The organism is Nisaea nitritireducens, assembly GCF_014904795.1.
Taxonomy (GTDB): Bacteria; Pseudomonadota; Alphaproteobacteria; order Thalassobaculales; family Thalassobaculaceae; genus Nisaea; species Nisaea nitritireducens.
On the sequence record NZ_JACZFS010000058.1, the window covers coordinates 15478 to 35589 of the forward strand.

General features: G+C 63.6%; 23 protein-coding genes. 17 read left to right on the plus strand and 6 right to left on the minus strand.

Annotation, left to right across the window (positions count from 1 at the left end):
* Nucleotides 1-92: 92 nt before the first annotated feature.
* The gene (locus IG629_RS18620) at nucleotides 93-956 is read left to right on the plus strand and encodes a hypothetical protein (RefSeq protein WP_193173425.1); all 864 of its coding nucleotides are present in this window, start codon (nucleotides 93-95) and stop codon (nucleotides 954-956) included.
* 7 nt (nucleotides 957-963) lie between these two features.
* Here the strand turns inward: IG629_RS18620 and IG629_RS18625 are convergent, their stop codons facing one another.
* Together IG629_RS18625 and IG629_RS18630 are read right to left on the minus strand one after the other, a co-directional pair.
* Entirely contained in the window at nucleotides 964-1254 is a 291-nt protein-coding gene (locus tag IG629_RS18625) for a putative quinol monooxygenase (protein WP_193173426.1), read from the minus strand.
* A gap of 40 nt (nucleotides 1255-1294) precedes the next feature.
* A complete protein-coding gene (locus tag IG629_RS18630) occupies nucleotides 1295-2059 on the minus strand; it encodes a sulfite exporter TauE/SafE family protein (protein WP_193173427.1) in 765 nt (254 codons plus the stop codon).
* A 203-nt stretch (nucleotides 2060-2262) separates the two neighbouring features.
* Between IG629_RS18630 and IG629_RS18635 the strand changes: the two genes are divergently transcribed.
* Nucleotides 2263-5850 (plus strand): AsmA family protein, encoded by a 3588-nt coding sequence (locus tag IG629_RS18635; RefSeq protein WP_193173428.1) that lies wholly within the window; start codon nucleotides 2263-2265, stop codon nucleotides 5848-5850.
* Here IG629_RS18635 and IG629_RS18640 read toward each other — a convergent pair.
* Together IG629_RS18640 and IG629_RS18645 are read right to left on the minus strand one after the other, a co-directional pair.
* Nucleotides 5836-6087 carry a ribbon-helix-helix domain-containing protein gene (locus tag IG629_RS18640; protein ID WP_193173429.1) on the minus strand — a complete coding sequence of 84 codons (252 nt, stop codon included), beginning with the start codon at nucleotides 6085-6087 and terminating at the stop codon, nucleotides 5836-5838. The two genes, IG629_RS18635 and IG629_RS18640, sit on opposite strands and share 15 nt — an antisense overlap.
* Nucleotides 6084-7478, minus strand: coding sequence for a class I SAM-dependent RNA methyltransferase (locus IG629_RS18645; protein WP_193173430.1), 1395 nt, complete (start codon nucleotides 7476-7478; stop codon nucleotides 6084-6086). Before IG629_RS18645 ends, IG629_RS18640 begins: the two co-directional genes overlap by 4 nt.
* A 72-nt stretch (nucleotides 7479-7550) precedes the next feature.
* On the opposite strand from IG629_RS18645, the gene IG629_RS18650 reads away from it, so the two are divergent.
* The gene (locus IG629_RS18650) at nucleotides 7551-7973 is read left to right on the plus strand and encodes a DUF2946 family protein (RefSeq protein ID WP_193173431.1); all 423 of its coding nucleotides are present in this window, start codon (nucleotides 7551-7553) and stop codon (nucleotides 7971-7973) included.
* Between the two features lie 65 nt (nucleotides 7974-8038).
* Entirely contained in the window at nucleotides 8039-8554 is a 516-nt protein-coding gene (locus IG629_RS18655) for a copper chaperone PCu(A)C (RefSeq protein WP_193173432.1), read from the plus strand.
* A gap of 21 nt (nucleotides 8555-8575) precedes the next feature.
* On the opposite strand, the gene IG629_RS18660 is transcribed toward IG629_RS18655, so the two are convergent.
* Together IG629_RS18660 and IG629_RS18665 are read right to left on the minus strand one after the other, a co-directional pair.
* Nucleotides 8576-8986: a YbaN family protein gene (locus IG629_RS18660; protein ID WP_226886925.1), complete on the minus strand. Its 411-nt coding sequence runs from the start codon at nucleotides 8984-8986 to the stop codon at nucleotides 8576-8578.
* Between the two features lie 79 nt (nucleotides 8987-9065).
* Nucleotides 9066-9782, minus strand: a complete 717-nt coding sequence (locus IG629_RS18665; protein WP_193173433.1) for a S24 family peptidase — start codon at nucleotides 9780-9782, stop codon at nucleotides 9066-9068.
* 227 nt (nucleotides 9783-10009) lie between these two features.
* Between IG629_RS18665 and IG629_RS18670 the strand changes: the two genes are divergently transcribed.
* The 13 genes from IG629_RS18670 to IG629_RS18730 all read left to right on the plus strand — a co-directional run bounded on the left by IG629_RS18670 (nucleotide 10010) and on the right by IG629_RS18730 (nucleotide 20086).
* Nucleotides 10010-10426 carry a DUF6362 family protein gene (locus IG629_RS18670; protein WP_193173434.1) on the plus strand — a complete coding sequence of 139 codons (417 nt, stop codon included), beginning with the start codon at nucleotides 10010-10012 and terminating at the stop codon, nucleotides 10424-10426.
* Between the two features lie 203 nt (nucleotides 10427-10629).
* On the plus strand, nucleotides 10630-11127 hold the full coding sequence (locus IG629_RS18675; RefSeq protein WP_193173435.1) for a terminase: 498 nt from the start codon (nucleotides 10630-10632) through the stop codon (nucleotides 11125-11127).
* Nucleotides 11084-12352: a DNA-packaging protein gene (locus IG629_RS18680; protein ID WP_193173436.1), complete on the plus strand. Its 1269-nt coding sequence runs from the start codon at nucleotides 11084-11086 to the stop codon at nucleotides 12350-12352. Before IG629_RS18675 ends, IG629_RS18680 begins: the two co-directional genes overlap by 44 nt.
* Before the next feature lie 74 nt (nucleotides 12353-12426).
* Nucleotides 12427-13128: a hypothetical protein gene (locus IG629_RS18685; RefSeq protein ID WP_193173437.1), complete on the plus strand. Its 702-nt coding sequence runs from the start codon at nucleotides 12427-12429 to the stop codon at nucleotides 13126-13128.
* Between the two features lie 23 nt (nucleotides 13129-13151).
* Nucleotides 13152-14357 (plus strand): DUF4055 domain-containing protein, encoded by a 1206-nt coding sequence (locus tag IG629_RS18690; protein ID WP_193173438.1) that lies wholly within the window; start codon nucleotides 13152-13154, stop codon nucleotides 14355-14357.
* Between the two features lie 115 nt (nucleotides 14358-14472).
* Nucleotides 14473-15267, plus strand: coding sequence for a protein phosphatase CheZ (locus IG629_RS18695; RefSeq protein WP_193173439.1), 795 nt, complete (start codon nucleotides 14473-14475; stop codon nucleotides 15265-15267).
* An 89-nt stretch (nucleotides 15268-15356) separates the two neighbouring features.
* On the plus strand, nucleotides 15357-15974 hold the full coding sequence (locus IG629_RS18700; protein WP_193173440.1) for a hypothetical protein: 618 nt from the start codon (nucleotides 15357-15359) through the stop codon (nucleotides 15972-15974).
* A 129-nt stretch (nucleotides 15975-16103) separates the two neighbouring features.
* Nucleotides 16104-17255 carry a P22 phage major capsid protein family protein gene (locus IG629_RS18705; protein WP_193173441.1) on the plus strand — a complete coding sequence of 384 codons (1152 nt, stop codon included), beginning with the start codon at nucleotides 16104-16106 and terminating at the stop codon, nucleotides 17253-17255.
* Between the two features lie 86 nt (nucleotides 17256-17341).
* Complete coding sequence (locus tag IG629_RS18710; RefSeq protein ID WP_193173442.1) at nucleotides 17342-17644, plus strand: hypothetical protein; 303 nt, start codon at nucleotides 17342-17344, stop codon at nucleotides 17642-17644.
* Nucleotides 17641-18111 (plus strand): DnaT-like ssDNA-binding protein, encoded by a 471-nt coding sequence (locus tag IG629_RS18715; protein WP_193173443.1) that lies wholly within the window; start codon nucleotides 17641-17643, stop codon nucleotides 18109-18111. The genes IG629_RS18710 and IG629_RS18715 overlap by 4 nt, the downstream gene beginning before the upstream one ends.
* Entirely contained in the window at nucleotides 18108-18470 is a 363-nt protein-coding gene (locus IG629_RS18720; protein WP_028467621.1) for a hypothetical protein, read from the plus strand. Before IG629_RS18715 ends, IG629_RS18720 begins: the two co-directional genes overlap by 4 nt.
* An 11-nt stretch (nucleotides 18471-18481) precedes the next feature.
* Nucleotides 18482-18874, plus strand: coding sequence for a phage tail terminator-like protein (locus tag IG629_RS18725; protein ID WP_193173444.1), 393 nt, complete (start codon nucleotides 18482-18484; stop codon nucleotides 18872-18874).
* Between the two features lie 42 nt (nucleotides 18875-18916).
* A complete protein-coding gene (locus tag IG629_RS18730; RefSeq protein WP_193173445.1) occupies nucleotides 18917-20086 on the plus strand; it encodes a phage tail tube protein in 1170 nt (389 codons plus the stop codon).
* Nucleotides 20087-20112: the final 26 nt, after the last annotated feature.

Genomic DNA, 20112 nt, shown 5'->3' on the forward strand with positions numbered 1-20112 from the left:
TTGGTTTGATATTTTAAGTCAATTGATCGAAAATGGTTTAAGATTAGAATCTAAATTTTGAAAACACCTTCAAAAGGAAACGAATTCCGCTGATGCCACGCTACATCATCCTCGACGAGCAGGCCGAACGTGAAGCGCGTGTCATGCACCGCTATCGCGTCGAGGTCGCTGCGTACTGGATGAAGTGGCATCTGTGCACCGGGCTGGTCGCCGCCCTCGGGATGATTTTTCTGACCGGCCTTGTTGTCGCCCTCTACAACGCGGCCATCCTGGGTATCGGCCCGACCCTGAATGACTGGGGCGATTTCTCCTTCCTGCTGCACGTCAATATTTTCAACTGGCGGGTCGACCCGGACTATTATCATCGGCTGGTAACCTACCCGATGATCCCGATCACCCTTGACCACATGCCCTGGGCTCACCTGTTCGGCTTCATCACCATGGGCACATGCCTGATCACGGCGATGATGAGCGTGCTGCATTTCGACCCGATCATCAGCCGCGACCCGAACCGCTATATCCGGATCGAGCCGGTTCGGCTGACACCGCCGATCGAGGTTTATTTCGAAAGCGATCGCGGACTCGACCAGAAATTCGTGATCGACGTCATCTTCACCGCGCCGGGCACGGCCAGCGCCCAGGTGATCCGCGAAAAGTCCAAAGCAATCTCGCTGCATTGCCAGACAGAAATCCAGCGTCTGGTCGATAGCGCGGTCTGGCAGATCCGTCTGCCGCAGCTCCGTCGGCAACTGGCGCGCATCGCCGTGGAATACGTGCCCCGCGATGCGATCCACGATCTCAAGATCCGCTCGATCAAGATGCATCCGGTGGTGCGCCCGATGCCGCTGACACCGGCGGCAGTCGTGGCTGCGGTGCAAGGTATCGACGCAGAAGACTCACCGGAAACGCCGACCGGCGTCGAGGGCCTCTCTCCGGAACCGGTTCCGGCGGAATAGCCGCCGGTCAGACTTCGGCACGCTCCCAGACAGTCACATTCTTTTGCTCGATCATCGGCGCGACGTGACCGTCGAAGGCCTTGAAATGGTCGGTTGCCAGATGGGCCTTGAAGGCCGCTTCGTCGTCATAGAGCTCATAGAGGAAACAATGCGCCGGATCCTGCGGATCGAAGCAGACATCGAAATGATTGCACCCGGGCTCGAACTTCAGCGACGCAGCCGCATTTTCCAGCATGGCCTCCCTGAACGCCGCCGCCATGGCCGGCCGGATATGAAACTCGACAGTGATGACGTACATCGCTTTCGCCCCTCCAAGGGCAGAGTGGTATCGGTCCGGATCAGGACCCGATCAGGCTGCTGACACCGACCCAGAGCAGACGCGCCGCCAGCAGCGTCAGGACCGTCTTGAACCCGATCGCGAAGGCGCGCTCGGGCATCCATTCCAGCACCTTCTTGCCGGTTGCCGTGCCGAGGAACCCGGTCGCGATCATGGCGACGATCAACGGTATCCATTCCGGAAAGGCGAAGCCGACGATGCCGAATGCGACGACCTTCACACCGTGCTGCACCGTCATGCAGGCACTGTGGGTCGCGACCGTGACCATCTTGCCATAGCGATCCGGTGGCAGAAAAGCGGCCAGCAGCGGGCCGGTCGCGCCGACGAACATCGTGGCAAAACTGGTCACCGCTCCGACCCCGATAAAGCCCGCCGCGGGCACCTTGTGCTTGCCAAGCTTCGGTCCCCAGACCGTGTAAAGGATGAAACAGGCCAACACCGCCTGCAGGGCCGCCTGCGGCAAGGAGACGACAATCTGCGCCGCGAGCGCGACACCGATCAGAGCCCCGATCAGGAAAAACCAGAAGAGCTTCCGCTCCGTGTGCTCACGCATCACATAGGCTCGCCCGGCATTGGAGCCGAACTGCACAACGCCATGCACCGGGATCACCGCCAGCGGCGGCAGCACGGAGCCAATCGCAACCAGCATCATGACCCCTCCCCCAAGACCGAAGGTCACGGTCACCGCGGACGTCACATAGCTGAAAAGGATCAGCGATATACAAGCCCATAACGGCACGGACTCAGGCAACAAGGCTTCAACCACGAACGGCGTCCCCCAACGCAGGAATTACGGAAAGCGGGCGCAGCTTAACCCATCGCCGCCTCGCCGCCACCCTATCGCTTTGGTGACTTGTGCCAGAGTACGCGCCATGTAGAGTGAGAAGCCGATTGCGGGCATATTACTGCCATGCTTTTGGATCAACCGGGCACCGTCTTCCCGAAGACGACACCAATTGGAGACCCCTCTTGAAGAAACTGGTTCTCGCGGTTCTGGCGCTGATCGTCGTACTGGGCGTGGTCGTCCTCGTCGGACCCAGTTTCGTCGACTGGAACAGCTACAAGGCCGAGATCAGCCGGACTGTCGAGGAACAGACCGGCCGAAAGCTCGACATTGACGGCGATATCAGCTTCCAGGTGCTCCCGGCTCCCAGGCTTTCAGTGGAACAGCTGAAGCTCGCGAATGTGGAAGGCGGCAGCGCCGACACTTTCGTTTCCGCAAGCGCGCTGCAGATCCATGTCGCATTGGCGCCGCTGCTGAGCGGCAAGGTCAAGGTCGCATCCGTTACCCTGAAAGATCCGGTCGTCGCGCTTGAGCAATTTCCCGACGGGCGCAACAACTGGACGTTCAGCGCCCCTGCCGGCAAGACGGACGAGACGGCGGGTGCAGACGGGGATACCAGCGCCGCCGGCGGCGGGGATATCGATTTCAGCCTCGATGGCGCCACCATCGCGAACGGCCGCATCTCCTTTCTCGATCACGGAACGGGAACCGCCCATACCGTCACCGGTCTGGATGCCGCCCTCAGCGCCAGCAGTCTGAACGGACCGTTCAAACTGACAGGTGATTTTGTCTACAAGGATGTTCCGATCACACTGTCCGCCGCGACCGGGACAATAGACGCCGGCCGGGCGACGCCGCTCGAAACCATCGTCACTCTCGGCAACAAGGCGGCGGAGCTGAGCTATAGCGGCACCCTCGTGCTTGGTGACATGCCGCGGCTGATGGGAACCATTGGCGCCACAGCCAAGGATCTTGTCGCCGCCGGCGCAGCGATGGCGCCGCTGGGCACGGGCACCGACGCTCTTCCGCCCGCGCTCGCCGGGCCGTTCAAACTGTCCGCCAAGCTGGAAGCTTCTGCCGAGGAAGCCAAACTGAGCGAGCTTGCCGTGACCGCCGGCGGGATCTCCGCGAAGGGTGCCGTCACCGCCCTTCTTGCCGACGGCGTCGCTGTCGATGCGGCACTTGCCCTTGACCGGTTCGTGCTGGATGACGTGTTGGCGGCACTGGCCACCGGGACGGACGCACCAGCGAATGCGCCTTCCGCCACACCGGCGCCGGCAAATACAGGCACCGCGGAATTCGCCCTCCCGACCGGGATCGACGCCGACCTGGTCCTGACCGCCGATGCGGTCGATTATCGCGGCGGCGTGATTCGCCACCCCCGGCTCGAAGCCTCGCTCGCCAACGGCGCTGCTGTACTGAAGGTCTTCAGCGCACAGATGCCCGGCGGCTCGGACCTCAGTCTGTCAGGCACCGCGAAAAGCGCAAACGGCAGCCCGCAATTCTCCGGTCGTGCCGACTTTGTTTCGGACAATCTGCGCGGAACGCTCGGCTGGCTCGGTATCGACATCGATTCCGTCGCCGCCGACCGCCTGCGCAAGGGAAGCATCGGCGCTGACATTGCCGCAAGCCCGGAACAGATCCAGCTGACCAACTGGACCATGGACCTCGATACCACCCGCATCAGGGGCGGCCTTACCCTGCTGTTGCGCGACCGCCCGGCATTCGGCTTGGCGCTCGATCTCGGCAAGATCAATCTGGATGCCTATCTGCCCCCGGAAGGGCAGACCGGCACGGCACAGCCGGCATCTGACGCGGACAAGACCGCGCCGGCTGGCCCGTCCCCGATGGAGCAGGCCGCCGTTGCCCTGAACAGTTTCGATGCGAATGTACGGATCGGATTTGACGAAATCACGCTCCGCAAGACCCCGATCATCGGCGGTCAGCTAGAGGCGCGCATCCAGAACGGGGCGCTCTCCGTCAGCAAGCTCGCCATCGCCGATCTCGGCGGCGCGAAAGTCAATCTGAGCGGCTCGCTCGCCGGAGCCGTCTCCGACCCGAACACGAAGCTAGAGTTTGAAATCGCCGCCAAGTCGGTTGCGAGGCTGGCACGGCTTGCTGGCCTTGAGCCGGACGAGACGCTGCAACGTATCGGCGCCGCCACGCTCAATGGCAGCATCCTCGGCGACCTGTCCGCCCTGACCGTCGACGCAACGGCAAAGGCCGTCGGCGCCACCGCCTCGGTCAAAGGTATCGTGCACCCGCTGGCACAGCCGCTGAACGTCGATCTGGCGGTCAAGCTGCAGCATCCGAGCGCGGACAAGCTCGCGGCTACCCTGGCTCCGGATGCCCTCCCGAAGGACGTAACGCTCGGCTCCCTGGCACTCGCGGCGACCGTGATGTCGGCACCGGACGGCGCCTATGGGCTGGACGCAACGATGGATCTCGGCGGCGGACAGCTCGGCTTGAAAGGGACGGTCGCCCCCGGCCCGGAGACAACGGCGGTCGCACTCGATACCCGCTACTCCCATCCGGATGTGGTTGCCCTGATACGCGCACTGTCCCCGGGCTATACCCCGTCGAAGCGCGATCTCGGCCCGGCGACTTTGGCAAGCCGCCTGGAAGGCAATACCGACAACCTGAAGATCAACGGATTGCGGCTCGGCCTTGGCCCGGTTTCCCTGACAGGCACAGCCTCGCTCGCCCTTGCGGGCCCACGGCCGAAACTGACGCTTGCCGCTGAATCTGGCACCATCGCCATCGATCCCTGGCTGCCCAAGGGCAGTGCCGCGCCCGCTGGCGGCGTGGCCCCGGCCGTCCCGGTTAAAAGCAGTTCGCGGACCTGGTCGCGGGAGACAATCGACACGTCGGGGCTACTCGCCGCCGATGCGGATATCGCGCTGAAGGCGGAGCAGGTTCTCTACGGCGCCTACAAGCTCGACACGTTCGATCTGGGCGCCACACTGGACAATGGCGCGTTGACCATATCGCGCCTGACCTCCGGTCTGTTCGGCGGCACACTTGATGGCACGGCCTCTCTCAAGCACGGCACCACACCCACGGGCGGCCTGACGCTTTCCGTCAAGAATGCCGATGTGCGCGAGGCAGCCATATCGGCCTCAGGTGCAGCACAGGTGACCGGCACCCTGAACTACGAGACCAGCCTCAATACCGCGGGCCGCAGCGAGTACGCGCTGGTCTCCGGGCTCCAGGGCAACGGCTCGATCAAGGTCAACGATGGCACCGTCGAGGGTTTCGATCTGCCGGCGGTGAGCAACCAGTTGAAACAGCTCGACCGTTCCGTCGATTTCCTGGTGCTCGCCCAGCGGGCCATGCAGGGCGGCACAACGCCGTTTGAAAGCCTGACGGCGACCTACAAGATCACCAACGGCGTGCTGCAATCGGAAGACATCTCGCTCAAATCCACGACCGCCGAGGGCCGCGGCACCGCCGTCGTCAACCTGCCGCCGCAGGAAATGGATGTCCGCACCCAGTTCTGGCTCAGCGAGCATCCGAACTCGCCGCCGATCGGCTTGCGCCTCACCGGCCCACTCGACAATCCGCGCCAGATCCTGGATGCCAACAAGCTGCAGGCCTACGTGCTGCAGCGGGTGATCGAACGCGGCATCCTGCGGCAGTTCAACAAGGGGACGAGTTCGGGCAGCGACGGCACGACCACGACGACGCCCGACTCCGCACCGAGCCAGCCGGTCGAGAAAGTCGATCCGCAGAAGGCCCTGCGTGGCGTGCTGAAAGGGTTACTCGGGAACTGACGGCCTGCCGCTCAGCAACTCCGACAGAACGAACACGCGCAGCGCACTCGAAAGATTACCGCTGCGCGTGGCATCCACCTCGGACACCAGCCCGTTGATCGAAAGATCCCTGGCTGCCGCAATCTCCTTCAGCGCATCCCAGAACGCCTCTTCCATCGACACCGAAGTGACGTGACCGGAAACCGTCACGGTTCGCTTGCGAATGCGGGCCGGGTCCTGCTCTTCCGTCACATTCATGAACCCCGCCGGACGAAGTGGGCGACCAGTTCGATATGCGGTGTCCAGAGGAACTGGTCGATCGGCGTGACCTGCAAACAGTCGTAGCCGCCATCCACCAGCGTCCGAGCATCCCGGGCAAAGGTGGCCGGGTTGCAGGAGACATAAACAATCCGCTGCACCTTCGACTCAGCCAGCGCCGCCGCCTGTTCCCGCGCACCGGCACGGGGCGGGTCCAGCACCACGGCATCGAACTTGCCGAGCTCCTTGCCGGCATAGGGGCGCTGGGAAAGATCCCGCCGCTCTGTCCGGACGCGCCCGCCAAGCCGGGCCGCATCGGCTCCGCCCCGGATCGCAGCCAAAAGACCGTCATCGCCTTCCACCGCGAGCCGCTCCGCTGTCCCGTCCAGCGCAAGGCACAGGGTGCCGCATCCGGCATAAAGATCGAGCACGGTGCGGGCACCGTCCGTGCCTTCGCGCACCAACTGCTGGATCGCCGCCTCGCCATCCACCGTCGCCTGCAGGAACGCGCCCGGCGGCGGCGTCACGGAAACCGGACCGAACGTGATCCTCGGCGTCCGGCGCTGAGCCAGCGGCACAGGGTCCGGCAGAGTGTCGCCCTCGGCATGATAGGAAAGCCGGGTCAGGTCCTGCTCTTCGGCAAAGGCCGCAAGCCGCTCCCGGAAATCGAGATCGGGATGGTCCGGCAAGCGAAGCAGCAGATCGAGCCCGTTATCCAGCTCGTTCACCACGCAATCGACGGACTGCCCCGATTCCAGCCTGCCCGCGAAAAGCTGCCGAAGCGGTTGCATCAAGGCGAAGATGGCCGGCCGCAAGACCGGGCATTCGGTGACTTCGACGATCCTGTTGCTGCCGCGCTCATGAAATCCGGCGACCAGCTTCTTGCCGGTCATCCGGAGTACGAAATCGGCCCGGCGCCGGGCACCGGGCGCGCAGGTCCGCAATACCGCGACCTCAACCTCGCCGAGCCCGGCCCGGCCGAGATACTGCACCACCTGATCCCGCTTCCAGGCCTGATAGGCGGCCGCTTCGAGATGCTGCACGGCGCAGCCGCCGCAGGTCATGAAATGCTCGCAGGCCGGATCGACACGCTCGGGCGCCGGCTCCACCAACTCGACCAAATCGCAGACAACGCCCTCGCCGCGATCGGATACCGGGCGCACCCGGACCCGCTCACCGGGCAGGGCGAAGGGAATGAAAAGCGGCCGGGTCTCGCTGACATAGCCGGTCGTGATCTCGGCCTGGGCCAGCCCGTCGCCGCGGCCGCCGAGCCGCTCGACAACGACGTCGAGGAGCGGCGCATTGGCCGCATACCCCCGGCGTTGCGCCGGCCGTTGGGCAGACCGTTTTGCCGGCCGTCCCCGCTTGCTTCCCTGCCGTCCTCGGCCCATAAAGCGTCCGCCCTTTCTGCATGCGACGTATAGCGCCTAACTACTGCCAACGGCGCCTGCTATGGTGATGACATGCGACGCGCTACGCTGACAACAACCGAACTGCGATATCCGGCGGGACACAGCCATGTCCGGCGTCGGCTGATTGCGGCTGTTTTTGGCATTCTGGCCCTGTTGACCCAGGCCGGCTTTACTCTCGGCGCCTCCGCAGCCATGACAGCGGCGCCTCCCGGCAGCCTCGCGGCCGACCTCGCCAAACTGTGCCTCGGCGCCATCGACGATGCCAGCGGCGGCCGGGAAGACAGCAGCCAGGAATACGCACCTGATTGCGAGCATTGTACGCTCTGTGGCGTGTCAGCCGCTACGGCCCTGCCCTCAGACAGTCCGAACACGGCCTGGAAGGTCACCGCGTCCGGCCATCTCGCGGCCGGGCCTTATCAAGCCTATCGTCAGAGCTTCATCCGGTTAAGCAATCCCCGGGCACCTCCCCTCTGAGCTTTCGATTCATCCTCATGACACGCGGCACCACCGCCGCATCCCGAGAATTGAAAGACACGAAAATGATCAGATTTGCACAAACCGCGGCACGGGTTCTTACAGTCGCCATCGTCACCCTGCCGCTGCTCGGCGGCCTCGCATGCGCCAGCGAATACAAGGCGGGCGAAATCGAGGTCGAGCATCCCTGGGCACGGGCAACGCCCGGCCGCGCCAAAAACGGCGCCGCCTTCATGAAGCTCGAAAATCACGGCGGGACGGATGACCGTCTGATGGCGGCATCCGGCGACGTTGCCAATCGGGTCGAACTGCACACCCACCTGCACGAGAACGGCGTGATGAAAATGCGCCCGAGCGGCCCGATCCCGGTTCCGGCGCATGGGCATGCGATGCTGCAGCCTGGCAGCTTTCACGTCATGATGATCGGCCTGAAGGCACCGCTGGTGGAAGGCGAGATGTTTCCGCTGACCCTGACCTTCGAGAAATCCGGCTCGGTAACGATCAACGTCATGGTCAAGTCCGTCGGCGCGGGCGCCGGGAATACGGGCATGAAACATGGCCACGGCATGAAAAAGAACTGACCTATCTCGCGCGGGAAGCGGTCAGGCGGGATCTTCCTGCTTGATCGCTCCCGGGCGGGTCGCGATCCATGTTGCGACCAGAGCAAGCACGACACCTGTCGCCGCCGCCAGCCGCCAATCTTCCAGTACAAATCCCCAGAGCAGCGCGAAGGAAAAGCCGATCATCGTCACGGCGGCGATCTTGGCCCGCGGCGGGATCACCCCATACTCATGCCAGGCGCGCACGCCACTGCCGAAGTGCGGATGATTGTAGAGCCAGAGGTGGAACCGTTCGGAAGAGCGGGAAAAAGCCCAGACCGCGATCAGCAAGAACAGCGTCCCCGGCAATCCCGGCAGTATGATACCGGCGATGCCCAGGGCGGTGCACAGGATGCCGACACAGAGCAACACATAGCGCCAGGGGCCACAGATGGTTTTTGGTTGTCCGCTCAACTCTCGTCTCCGCGCATTCTCGCTTGCGCGCCGATAATGGATTCGATCCGATAAGATTTAGTACTGCCTCGGCATATGCCTAGAGGCGACGGGCGAACCATATCACGCGGCCGACGATATTCACTTCCTCAATCGTCCGCTCGTAATCCTGATAACGCGCGCTTTCGGAGCGGATCAGCACCCTTGGCGGATCACTGTTGGGAATATATTCGAGCTGCTTTGCCACCAGGCCAATGCCGTCATGCAGCACGAAGATGCCCGGCGGTGAGGGGGCCGTGCGGCTGAGATCGATCATCACCTTGTCGCCGGAATACAGCACCGGCTCCATAGAATCGCCGTCGATGGAAATCACCCGGAGATCCCGGGCCGACGCCCGCAGCTCATACCGCAGCCAGCCCGCATCGAAATACCAGTCGTTACCGCCCGGCTCCTGTTCGAGATTGGCTCCGCCACCGGCCGACGCCGAAATCCGGACTTCCGGAACCGCAGTGACTCTCGTCGGATCGATCAGCCCGGAGCCGGGAAAAGGCGATATGGCCGGCCCGGCCCGACGCACCGGAGCGGGTAAAGATGCCGCCCCCTGTTCCGGTCGCAGCACAGCTTCGTCGACGCCAAGATGGCGGGCCAAGGCATACCGCACGTCTTCCGGCAATTTCCGGGGTGTTCCGCGATTTATGAACTGGTGCAGGTAGGCGTGATTCTTGCCGCAAGCCAGCGAGGCTTTCTTCAGATCCGTTGGAGGATCACGATGCGCCACCAATTCCAGGATGCGCTTTCGCTGGATATCGAGCTTCATAATCGGAACCTAGACATACACAATCGGATGATCAAGAGTTTTTTTCCTATTGCCGGAATTTCATCTTTCGCCTAGAACAACCTAAGCGTCAGTGGCAAAGGTATTTTTTGACCGGGAAAATCCGATCTCGTCGCAATTTAGCGCCATAGGCGCAGAAAAGCCACACCCACACTTTTAACGACGCCCCATTCATCGCGACGCTGATCGATTCCGATTGGAGGGAGTCAATGACGAGCACGCAGATTGTGCCGGATCCAAAATGGATCAAACACTACCTGAAAGAAGCAGCGGACACTTTGCACAGATTACCACGGGCATATGCCAAGGCCCGGCTCACAGGGTGGCCGGACGTGGCGCAAAACAGCTTTGCGCATGAATTGTCGCCGGGAAAAACACGGCCGGCTTCCCCGAGCCCGGCGGCCATAGACCGACTCGACGAAAGTTTGGGGTGGATGTTCGCCTGCGACCAGGAACAACGGATCGTGGTCTGGGCCCGGGCCTGCGGCGTCGCCTGGCGAAAACTGGAGGATATTGACGGGCGCAGCCATGTCACGTTGCGGCGGATCGAGGACCGGGGCCTTGCCGCGATCCGCGACCGGCTTCGGAAAACACCCCCGCCACGCGTTTTTCGCAGGCCAGATTGATCGGTTTTTTCCGATTAATGAAAACAATAACACATTGATTTAAAGTGGTTAACTGCCGCGATCCTTTAAATCCGCATACAAACAAATGACAAACTATCGGAAAAAACCGCTTTACAAGGTTTATAAAATCGGCTAAATACTATTCTATCGTCGGCGCCTTGTGGGAACACCCCGCAGGGCGCCTTTTTCTTTGGGTGAAACGCATGGCCGAATCCGCAGCCCGGACACGTAAGAAACGGCACTTTTTGAAAGCTCTCGCCGAAACCGGAAATGTCAGCGAAGCCGCCCGCAAGGCGCGGCTCGATCGCAGCAATGCCTATCAGATAAGACGCCAGGATCAGGCCTTCGCCGATGCCTGGGACGACGCACTCGACATGGCCGTCGACATGCTTGAGGCCGAGGCCCGAAGTCGGGCTGTCGAAGGCGTGGAGCAACCGCGTTTCCATCAGGGCAGGATCTGCGGGACGGTCCGGAAATACTCGGACTCGCTCCTGATGTTCCTGCTGCGGGCACACCGCCCGGAAACCTTCCGGGAGGGCCGAGATGCCGGATCAGAAGACCTGGAGCGCCACCTCAAAGGCGCAAAGGAAAAACTCGCCGCCCGCCTTGAGTCCCTCTCCGCCACCTCCCACTCGGCCCCCTCTCTCGTTGGGGAGCATGAGCCCGATGGAGCGGACCCGGTTCCTGAGCGGGATCAGTGACGCCGAAGCAGCCCTCCTGCTGTATGACTGGCCGTTCTGGGCCCGGGAGAAGCAACTACCGCCCGATGGCGACTGGCGGGTCTGGCTGATCCTGGCCGGACGCGGTTTCGGGAAAACCCGAACCGGCGCTGAATGGATCAGGACGGCACTCGAAAGCGGCCGCTGCCAGCGTGCCGCAATCATGGGGGCTACCGCCGGAGATGTCCGTGACGTCATGGTCGAGGGCGAGAGCGGCCTGCTGGCCATCGCCCCGCCTTGGGAACGGCCACACTACGAGCCGTCGAAACGACGGCTGACCTGGAAATCCGGCAGCGTCGCGACCTTGCTGTCGGCCGACGATCCGGATCAGGTCCGCGGGCATCAGTTCGACATCGCCTGGGCCGACGAAATTGCAGCCTGGCCCCAGCCAGAGGCCTGGCACAACCTGATGATGGCCCTGCGGCTCGGGCCTGAACCACAATGCATTGCCACCACGACACCACGTCCGAAGGACTGGCTGAAACGTATCGCGGAAGCTGACGGCACGGTGCTGGCCCAGGGCCGCAGCACGGAAAACCGGCTCAACCTTGCCCCGGGCTTCCTGGCCGCGATGGAGACTGCCTATGGCGGCACCAGGCTGGGCCGGCAGGAACTCGACGGTGAATTCCTGACCGACGTGCCGGGCGCATTGTGGCGCCGGGAGCAACTGGAAGCCGCCCGAATGACGCCGGGCGAGCAGCCCGTTCTGGACCGCATCGTTGTCGCCATCGATCCGGCGGCGAGCCACCATGCCGCCTCGAACGAGACCGGCATTCTGGTCGCCGGCCGCTCCGCCGAAACCGCCTTTGTGCTGGAGGATCTCTCCGGACGTCTCGCCCCGAACGACTGGGCTGTCCGCGCCATCGACGCGTATCGCCGGCATGACGCGGATCGCATTGTCGCCGAGGTCAATCAGGGTGGAGAAATGGTGGAGCAGGTGCTCCGCAGTGTCGATCCGTCCGTGCCGCTGCGACTAGTACGCGCCAGCCGCGGCAAACAGACCCGGGCCGAACCGGTCGCCGCTCTCTACGAACAGGGCCGCGTCCGTCATATCGGCCAGCTGGATTTACTCGAGGATCAGATGTGCAGCTTCACCGGAGCATCGGGAGCCAATGGCTCTCCGGACCGGGTGGATGCGCTGGTCTGGGCCCTGACGGAACTCTTGTTGAGCCGAAACCGGACTCAGACCGGGCAATTCCTGGTTTGAGCCCAATCGAACCGAACCTGAACGCATGGCCTTTGGGCCAGCCACTTGAGGCCAACCACTTGGGGAGGTGGGAGATGCCTGTAATCGCGTACCTCGAAACAAGCGTCGGGCCCGGCATCGGGCAGCCGCACGATATAGCCCTCGTTCAGGCCTTGCTTGCACATATCAGGGATCTGTCCGGGCGCCCTTACTGGTCTGACAGGATCGATGGCTTGGCGAGCGATGCGCTGCTGGATGCCATCAACCGTTTTCAGGAAGAGTTCGGCCTGCTCGACGATGCCGGAGACGATATCCGGGCGATGATCTCGCCGGCCTCCGTGACATTCCAGTGTTTGCGGGAAGCAACGGCCCCTGTTCTCGCCGGTCTTCGCGCCATTTCCGGCACCGCCAGCCTCTATATCCCGCCCCATTGCGGCGAGCAGGTTCTGGGCGTGATGACCGCGAAATTGCGCACCCTTGGCTACGAGGGCGACGCAGTTCTCGGCCGACGGCTGGCCGCTCTCGCTGAACGGGTGTTCGACAGACACCGCTTCCTGATCCGTTTTCCTGCACCGGAAGACCGCGCCCCACGGATACAGCGTGTCCGGGTGCATTTTCACGGCCTGAAATGGCTGACCGAACAAGCCCGGCTGACATCCTCGGAGCAGCCCGACAGCCCGGTCCCCGAAGCAATATGGTCCCTCGTCGCGACGGAAACCCGGCCCGTCGGGGGGCTAGCGCCCGAACAGATAGACTATGCCGGCTGCCAGGAACTCTGGCTCAGGCATGACGGATGACTAGTCCGCAGAAAGGTCCAAAAATGAGTTCCGATGTCGCGACTCCGAATGCCGCCTATCAGGACATGGCCACCGATTGGGAGCTGATCCACGACTTGCTCGGCGGCACCCGCATCATGCGGCAGCGCGGAGAAAAATGGCTGCCCAGGGAGCCCGGCGAGAGCCGCGAAGCTTATACAATCCGACTGAACCGCAGCGTACTGTTCAACGGATTGCAGCGCACGATACAGACCTTGCTCGGAAAACCGTTCCACCGTCCGGCCAGCCTGACCGGCGCCCCGCCGGACGCCCTGGCGGCGTTGGCGGACAATGTCGATCTGGGTGGCCGCAACCTCACGGTCTTCGCCCGCGATGTGATGCAGGCCGCATTGACGGATGGCCTCACGCATATCCTGGTCGACCATCCCCGGATCGGTGACGGGGGAAAGGATACAGCCCGGCCCTATCTTGTCCATATTCAGGCATCGGACCTGATTGGCTGGCGCGGTCAGGAGAGCGGCATCGGCAGCGCTCTGACGCGGGTCCGCATCCGCGAAACCGTGAACCGGGCGTCCGGCACATGGGAAGACAAGACAGAACGCCAGATCCGGGTACTCTATCCCGGCCGTTTCGAAATCTGGCGGCGCGGCGATGACGGGCTCGGCCCCTGGCGCCGCGACGATGCGGGGGACAGCAGCCTCGGCTGCATTCCCCTGGTTACCATCTATGCCAACCGTGCAGGTTTCATGACGGCCCACCCGCCACTGATGGATCTTGCCTGGCTGAATCTTGCGCACTGGCAATCGGCGAGCGACCAGCGACACATCCTGCATGTAGCCCGTGTGCCGATCCTGTTCGGCCGGAACCTTGCGCTACCCGAAGACGGCCTGGCGCTCGGCCCGAACCGGATTATCACGGGCGAGGGCGAGAGCGCCGATCTGCGCTTTGTCGAGCATAGCGGTGCCGCCATCGCCGCCGGCCGTCAGGACCTGATTGATCTGGAGGACCGCATGGCCGTCATGGGCCTCGACCTCATGACCCGGCGCGGCGGGACAGGCTCGACAACAGCGACGGCGCGGGCCATCGACGCGGCGGAAAACAGCACGTCCCTGCTCGGCCTGATCCATGCCGTCGAGGACGGGCTGACCACTGCATTCGGTTACATGGCGGACTGGCTCGGCGTTCCGAGAAGCGAAGCCGGACGGGTCGCATTGCACCGCAAGGATCCGTCGGATCTCTCGACCAGTTGAACCGGAAACCCGTTGCAACCCAATGATTGCAGTGGCATTGCCATGCAATAAAATCGTCTTTACCGATTGATAACCTCAATCGGATAGAACTTAGGCGAGTTAGAGGAGTATCGCTTTGCCTAGGTATATGAAAACGCCGTACAGCATCGAATCGCGCCGTGCACCCAATGCGGGTGCGAAGAACGGTGCCAATAGCAATCTCGGCACCAAAGGTGCCAAAAATGCTCTGGTTGCCGAAAGTGTCGTCAGCGCCGCCGAGGTCGATCTGTCCGAAGTCATGGAAGCGATCCGAGCTCTGGAACGCAAGATCGACGGGCACCAACCTGCACCGGCGCCAGCAGATACAGATAAAGACAGAGATGCAGCAGAGGCTGTCGGCAAGCAGGATCAGAAGATCGAGGAGATCCGGACCGAGATCTCCGAGATCGCCGGCCGTATCCAGGCGACAAAAGTCGAGATTGCCGCTCTGCGCCACCCGCTCTCGAACGAGGACAAGTTCGAGTCAGCGACCGAGGAACTCAGCGAGATCGTGCGCCAGACCGAGAGCGCGACCGACGGGATCATGGGCAATGCGGAAAAGATCGAGGAAGTCGTCGCCGACCTTTTGACGGTCACCCAGGACGAATACGCGAACTCACGGCTTGGCGACATCGCGGACTTGATCACGGCGATCTACGAAGCCTGTAACTTCCAGGATCTGACCGGTCAGCGCATCAACAAGGTGATCAAGGTCCTCAATTACATCGAGGAACGTGTCGACGCGATGATGGCGACCTGGGATATCCGCGAATTCCAGACCATGCCGCTGCCGGAAGACATTACCCGCAAGGACGAGGATCTGACCCTGAGCGGCCCGATGATGGAAGGCCAGGCGATCTCGCAGGACGAAATCGACGCCATGTTCGACTGACGCCTCATCCTTCCCGGACTTTTCAAAACGCCCCGCCCAGCGGGGCGTTTTTCGTTTCAGCCCTTTGTTTTCGTCACTGGAGTACAACCATGCCCTTGCCCGCCGAAACCGACTCTCTCGACGCTGTCCCGGAAGCGGCCCGCGCCTTCTATGTCGAAACAGACGACGGCCGTTACCGCCTTGATGCGGACGGTGTGGAGGACGTCTCCGGCCTGAAATCCGCACTGGAAAAGGAGCGCGCCGCCCGGCGTGAGTTGAAAGCAGAACTCGACCGGCAAGGCACCGATCAGGAAGGAGAGGCCTCCTTGACCCAGGTCAAGCTGGAAGCTGCACTGATCGCCGCCGAGGCCCGCGCGGCGATCCATGCCGAGCACGGTATCGCCGAGCTGCTTCTGCCCGTCATCGTACCCCGGCTGATCCTAGCCGAGAGCGAGGCCGGTATCTCCGTGACAATTCGGGGCGAGGGCGATAGCCCGGCGGAGAACCCCGAAGACGGCACCCCGCTCACCCCGCGCGATCTGGTGCGCGAGTTGCAGGCCAGCCCGGTCTATGGCCGGGCCTTCGAGCCTCCCGCACGCGGCGGCAGCGGCGCGCCAAGCCTCGGACAGGCAGGCGGCAGCGAGAATGTCATCGCGATGAGCGACCAGAACGCGCTCGACCGCAACATCGCCGCCATCGCCAGCGGCCGGATACGGGTCTCCCGCTAACACCAATCACTTAACACTCTGATCTGACACAACCGGCGGCCGGGATGGCCGGCGGCGCTTTGTGCTGCGCGCGGGCCGGGCGGCACGGCATCGACATGCTTTTTTTTCACACATCAAGGAGCCTTCCAAATGGCAAACGCCATGACCGAAATCATGCCGAAAATCCTGGCCCGCGGCCTCTTGGCCCTGCGCGAGCAGGCGATCATGCCCCGGCTGGTGAACGCGGACTATTCGAACGACGCCGCCCGCAAGGGCGACACGGTGGACGTGCCGCTGCCGAGCGCCATCACGGCAAGCGACGTCACCCCGTCGAACGCCGCCCCGCAGCCGGACGACATCACCATCTCAAAGGTCCAGGTACCTCTGGACAAGTGGAAGAAGGCCGGCTTCTACCTCACGGATAAAGAGGTGATGGAGATCGACCGGAACGAGAGTTTCGTGCCGATGCAGATGAGCGAGGCGATCCGGGCGCTGGCAAATGCGGTCAATGCCTCCGTCCATGCCGAATATAAAGGCGTCTTCGGCCTTGTCGGCGGGGCGGGCGTGACGCCTTTCGGCTCCGACGTATCCGACGCCACGTCTGCCCGCAAACTGCTGAACAAGCAGCTCGCCCCGCGCGGCGACCGGCGGGCCGTGCTGGATTTCGATGCCGAGGCCAACGCGCTGGCCCTCGCGCCCTTCTCCGACGCGGAGAAAGTCGGCTCCGCATCGGTGAAGATCGACGGCGAGATCGGCCGCAAGTTCGGAATCGAGTGGTACGCCGATGACGGCGTGCTGACCCATGCCGCCGGCACCGCCAGCGACAGCGGCAGCTTTACCATCACCGCCAATGTAGCGAGCACCGGAGCGGCGAGCGTCAGCCTGAAATCCGACATCGGCAGCCCGACCCTGAAGGTGGGCGATATCGTCAGCTTTGCCGGGCATGCCCAGAGTTACGCGGTGACGGCGGACGCGGTTCTCGATGGCAGCGGCGTCTCCGTTGCGATCAATCCTGCCCTGAAAGCGGATGTCGCCGCCGATGCGGCTGTGGCCGTCACGCCGAGCCATGTGGTCAATCTGGCCTTCCACCGGGATGCCTTCGCGCTGGCCATGCGGCCGCTCAGCGCCGGCACCCAGGATCTTTCGCTCGGTAACCAGATCCTGTCCATGACCGATGCCGAGACGGGCATCTCCCTGCGGCTGGAAATCTCCCGCCAATACAAGCAAACGGTCTGGGAATTTGACGTTCTTTGGGGCGTGAAACTGGTCCGCCCGGAACTCGCCGTCCGCATCGCCGGCTAGGGCTTTCCCCGCCTGGCCCGGGTCTCCGTCCGCCGGAGCCCGGGCCGATTTTTTATTCAGCATTGCCAGACCAAAGGGGCCGTTCCATGTCCGAGCCTGAAGCCGACCTGCTGCCAACCGTCACGCTGCAGCACCGCTACGGCGAGCAGCGCCTGCTCGCGAACCGGGCGGATTATATCCACGAGAAAGACGGCCGGTTCCGCAACTGGCTGCTGTCGGACGACGATCCTGAAGTGCAGCCCCCGCCCTGCCAATCCGCTCCCTGCCATTCCGCACCCAGCCAGTCCGCCCCGGCGCCTGCACTGGCCATATCGACACCCCCCGTGCCTGTGCCTCCGCCCGCACCCGTTCTTTCCGGCAAACGGCGGCGCCGGGGGAGGCGGAAATGAGCCTCGCGGTCGGCGAAGACACCTATCTCACGGTCGCGGATGCGGATGCCTATTTCGCCGCCCGTAACGCGTCGGGATGGGCGGCGGCGCCATCGGTCGCGCGGGAAGCCGCCCTGCTTCAGGCCACCGCCTATATCGACGGCAGCTATGCCTTCCGAGGGCGCATCGCCGATCCGGGACAGCCACTTTCCTGGCCACGGCGGGATGCGGTGGACAGCGAAGGAAGGACTCTCTCCGGCATTCCGCGCCGGGTTGAGCATGCCACAGCCGAGCTGTCGCTGATCGCGCTTGCCGGCGATCTGGCACCGCCATTGGAACGCGGCGGCAAGGTGCTGCGGGAGAAGGTCGGCCCGGTCGAGGTCGATTACATGCCCGACGCCGTGTCCGGCCAGTCCTACCCCTTGATCGATCTGCTGCTGAAGCCGCTGCTGCGGCCGGCCGCGAGCCATGAGGTGATACGCGCATGACCCCGTTCGGCTCTTCTCTCTCGGGCGTAGCCGCCCGTTTGATCACCCGCTACGGCGCCCCAATGGTGCTCAGCAAGACCGAGGCCGCCAGCTATGACCCGGCGACAGGAAACGTCACCGGAACGCCGTCCGACCATCCCCTGCTGGGCATCGTCGAAAGCGTCTCGGCGGCCTTTGTCGGCGGGCTGATGCAGAACGGCGACCTGCTGGTCACCGTCGCCGGAGAGGATCTGTCCGGCATCCGCCCCGCACCGGGCGACCTGCTCCGGATCGACGGTGCAGCGCATGACGTCGTCAATGTCACCACCATCGCCACCGGCACCGAGCCCCTGCTGTTCCGCCTGCTCGTCAGGCGCTGAGGAGAGAACTGATGTCCTTCACCAGTGCCCGGCGCGCGGTCGAGAGTTTTTTCGGCGCCAACTGGCTGCTCACTCCGATCGCCTTCGAGAATGTCGCCTTCAGCCCGCCCGAGGACGGACGCTGGGTGAAGCTGATGATCCTGCATGAGCAATCGGAGCAGGCCGCGCTCGGCAGCCCGGCCCTGCACCGCTACCGGGGCCGCATCATGATCTACTGCTTCACCCCGCTTGGCGGCGGCGCGCAACAGGCAACCGCCCTCGCCGATGCCGCCGCCGCACTGTTCAACGACGCACTGATCCCAGCTCACGTGCTGCTGCCGCCTGAAATCACCGCGGACGAGGATATCGACGGCGCCTACCGGGCCGCCGTGGCGATCCCGTTCTGGCGCGACGAAATCCACTGATCTTTCACCTCTACCCCAAACCTCACGCCCAAGGAGACCACCATGGCGGATTCAAGCCGCACGGAACTCGCCTATGCAAAGGAATCGCTCTGGGGATCGACCCCGGCCTCGGCCCTGACAAAACTTCGCTTCACCGGCGAGAGTCTCGGCTACACGATCGCCACCACCAGCTCGTCCGAAGTCCGGGCCGACCGTCAGGTCCCCGACCTGATCCAGACCGGCGCCTCCGCCTCGGGCGCGGTCAATCTGGAGCTGTCCTACGGCGCCTACGACACGCTGATCGAAAGCGCCCTGTTCTCGGTCTGGTCCACGCCGCTCGCCATCTCCATCGCGGACGATATCGCGGCGGATGCAAGCGGCAGCGCTTTCACCAGTACCTCAACGGATTTCGTCGCGGCCGGGATCAAGGCGGGGCAATGGGTCCGGGTCGGCGGCTTCGCGGCGAACAGCGGAGAGAATAACGGGCTCTATCAGGTCAGCGCCGTGACCACGAACAGCCTCACCGTGGCATCCGCTCCGGCAAGCGACGAGGCTGCGGCCGGTCTCACCGTCAACGTGGACGGCTCGATGATCCGGAACGGGGTCTCGGAGACGGCGCTGACGCTGGAAAAGGCCTTCACCGATATCGGCCAGTATATCGCCTTCACCGGCATGGTCGCTGACACCATGGATTTGCAGATCCAGACCGGCCGGGTGCTGACAGGCAGCTTCGGCTTCATGGGCGCTTCCGCCTCCATCGGCAGCGCCACGGTCGGCACCGGCGCGGCCATTCCGGCCATGACCAATCCGGTGCTGAACGCGGTCAACAATATCGGCCAGGTGATGGAGGGCGGCGCACCGCTCTCCGGTGTCTTCCTGCAATCGCTCTCGATCTCGCTCGCCAACGGTCTGCGCGGGATCGGCGCGGTCGGCAGTCTCGGCAATGTCGATATCGGCACCGGCCGGTGCCAGGTGACCGGCCGCGCCAGCTTCTATTTCGCCGATGGTGCGCTGTACGAGAAATACCTGAACGGCACCCCGACCAGCCTGTCCTTCCGGGTCACCGACGCGGACGGCAACGCCTATGTCTTCACCCTGCCGCGCGTCCGTCTGACCCGGGGCAGCATCGCCGCCGGCGGGCCGGACCAGGACGTGATGGCCGACTTCCAGTTCCAGGCGGTGCGCGATCCGGCCACCGGCGCGACCGTCCAGATCGACCGCATCGCCGCCTGATCACAAACGCACCCATTTCCGAAGGA

Coding starts and splice junctions, on each gene's coding strand:
- IG629_RS18700 (WP_193173440.1), top strand. CDS start 15,357: ATGCCCTTGCCCGCCGAAACCGACTCTCTCGACGCTGTCCCGGAAGCG.
- IG629_RS18670 (WP_193173434.1), top strand. CDS start 10,010: ATGACGAGCACGCAGATTGTGCCGGATCCAAAATGGATCAAACACTAC.
- IG629_RS18655 (WP_193173432.1), top strand. CDS start 8,039: ATGATCAGATTTGCACAAACCGCGGCACGGGTTCTTACAGTCGCCATC.
- IG629_RS18680 (WP_193173436.1), top strand. CDS start 11,084: ATGAGCCCGATGGAGCGGACCCGGTTCCTGAGCGGGATCAGTGACGCC.
- IG629_RS18710 (WP_193173442.1), top strand. CDS start 17,342: ATGTCCGAGCCTGAAGCCGACCTGCTGCCAACCGTCACGCTGCAGCAC.
- IG629_RS18725 (WP_193173444.1), top strand. CDS start 18,482: ATGTCCTTCACCAGTGCCCGGCGCGCGGTCGAGAGTTTTTTCGGCGCC.
- IG629_RS18665 (WP_193173433.1), bottom strand. CDS start 9,782: ATGAAGCTCGATATCCAGCGAAAGCGCATCCTGGAATTGGTGGCGCAT.
- IG629_RS18650 (WP_193173431.1), top strand. CDS start 7,551: ATGCGACGCGCTACGCTGACAACAACCGAACTGCGATATCCGGCGGGA.
- IG629_RS18690 (WP_193173438.1), top strand. CDS start 13,152: ATGAGTTCCGATGTCGCGACTCCGAATGCCGCCTATCAGGACATGGCC.
- IG629_RS18640 (WP_193173429.1), bottom strand. CDS start 6,087: ATGAATGTGACGGAAGAGCAGGACCCGGCCCGCATTCGCAAGCGAACC.
- IG629_RS18720 (WP_028467621.1), top strand. CDS start 18,108: ATGACCCCGTTCGGCTCTTCTCTCTCGGGCGTAGCCGCCCGTTTGATC.
- IG629_RS18730 (WP_193173445.1), top strand. CDS start 18,917: ATGGCGGATTCAAGCCGCACGGAACTCGCCTATGCAAAGGAATCGCTC.
- IG629_RS18625 (WP_193173426.1), bottom strand. CDS start 1,254: ATGTACGTCATCACTGTCGAGTTTCATATCCGGCCGGCCATGGCGGCG.
- IG629_RS18705 (WP_193173441.1), top strand. CDS start 16,104: ATGGCAAACGCCATGACCGAAATCATGCCGAAAATCCTGGCCCGCGGC.
- IG629_RS18715 (WP_193173443.1), top strand. CDS start 17,641: ATGAGCCTCGCGGTCGGCGAAGACACCTATCTCACGGTCGCGGATGCG.
- IG629_RS18685 (WP_193173437.1), top strand. CDS start 12,427: ATGCCTGTAATCGCGTACCTCGAAACAAGCGTCGGGCCCGGCATCGGG.
- IG629_RS18620 (WP_193173425.1), top strand. CDS start 93: ATGCCACGCTACATCATCCTCGACGAGCAGGCCGAACGTGAAGCGCGT.
- IG629_RS18675 (WP_193173435.1), top strand. CDS start 10,630: ATGGCCGAATCCGCAGCCCGGACACGTAAGAAACGGCACTTTTTGAAA.
- IG629_RS18645 (WP_193173430.1), bottom strand. CDS start 7,478: ATGGGCCGAGGACGGCAGGGAAGCAAGCGGGGACGGCCGGCAAAACGG.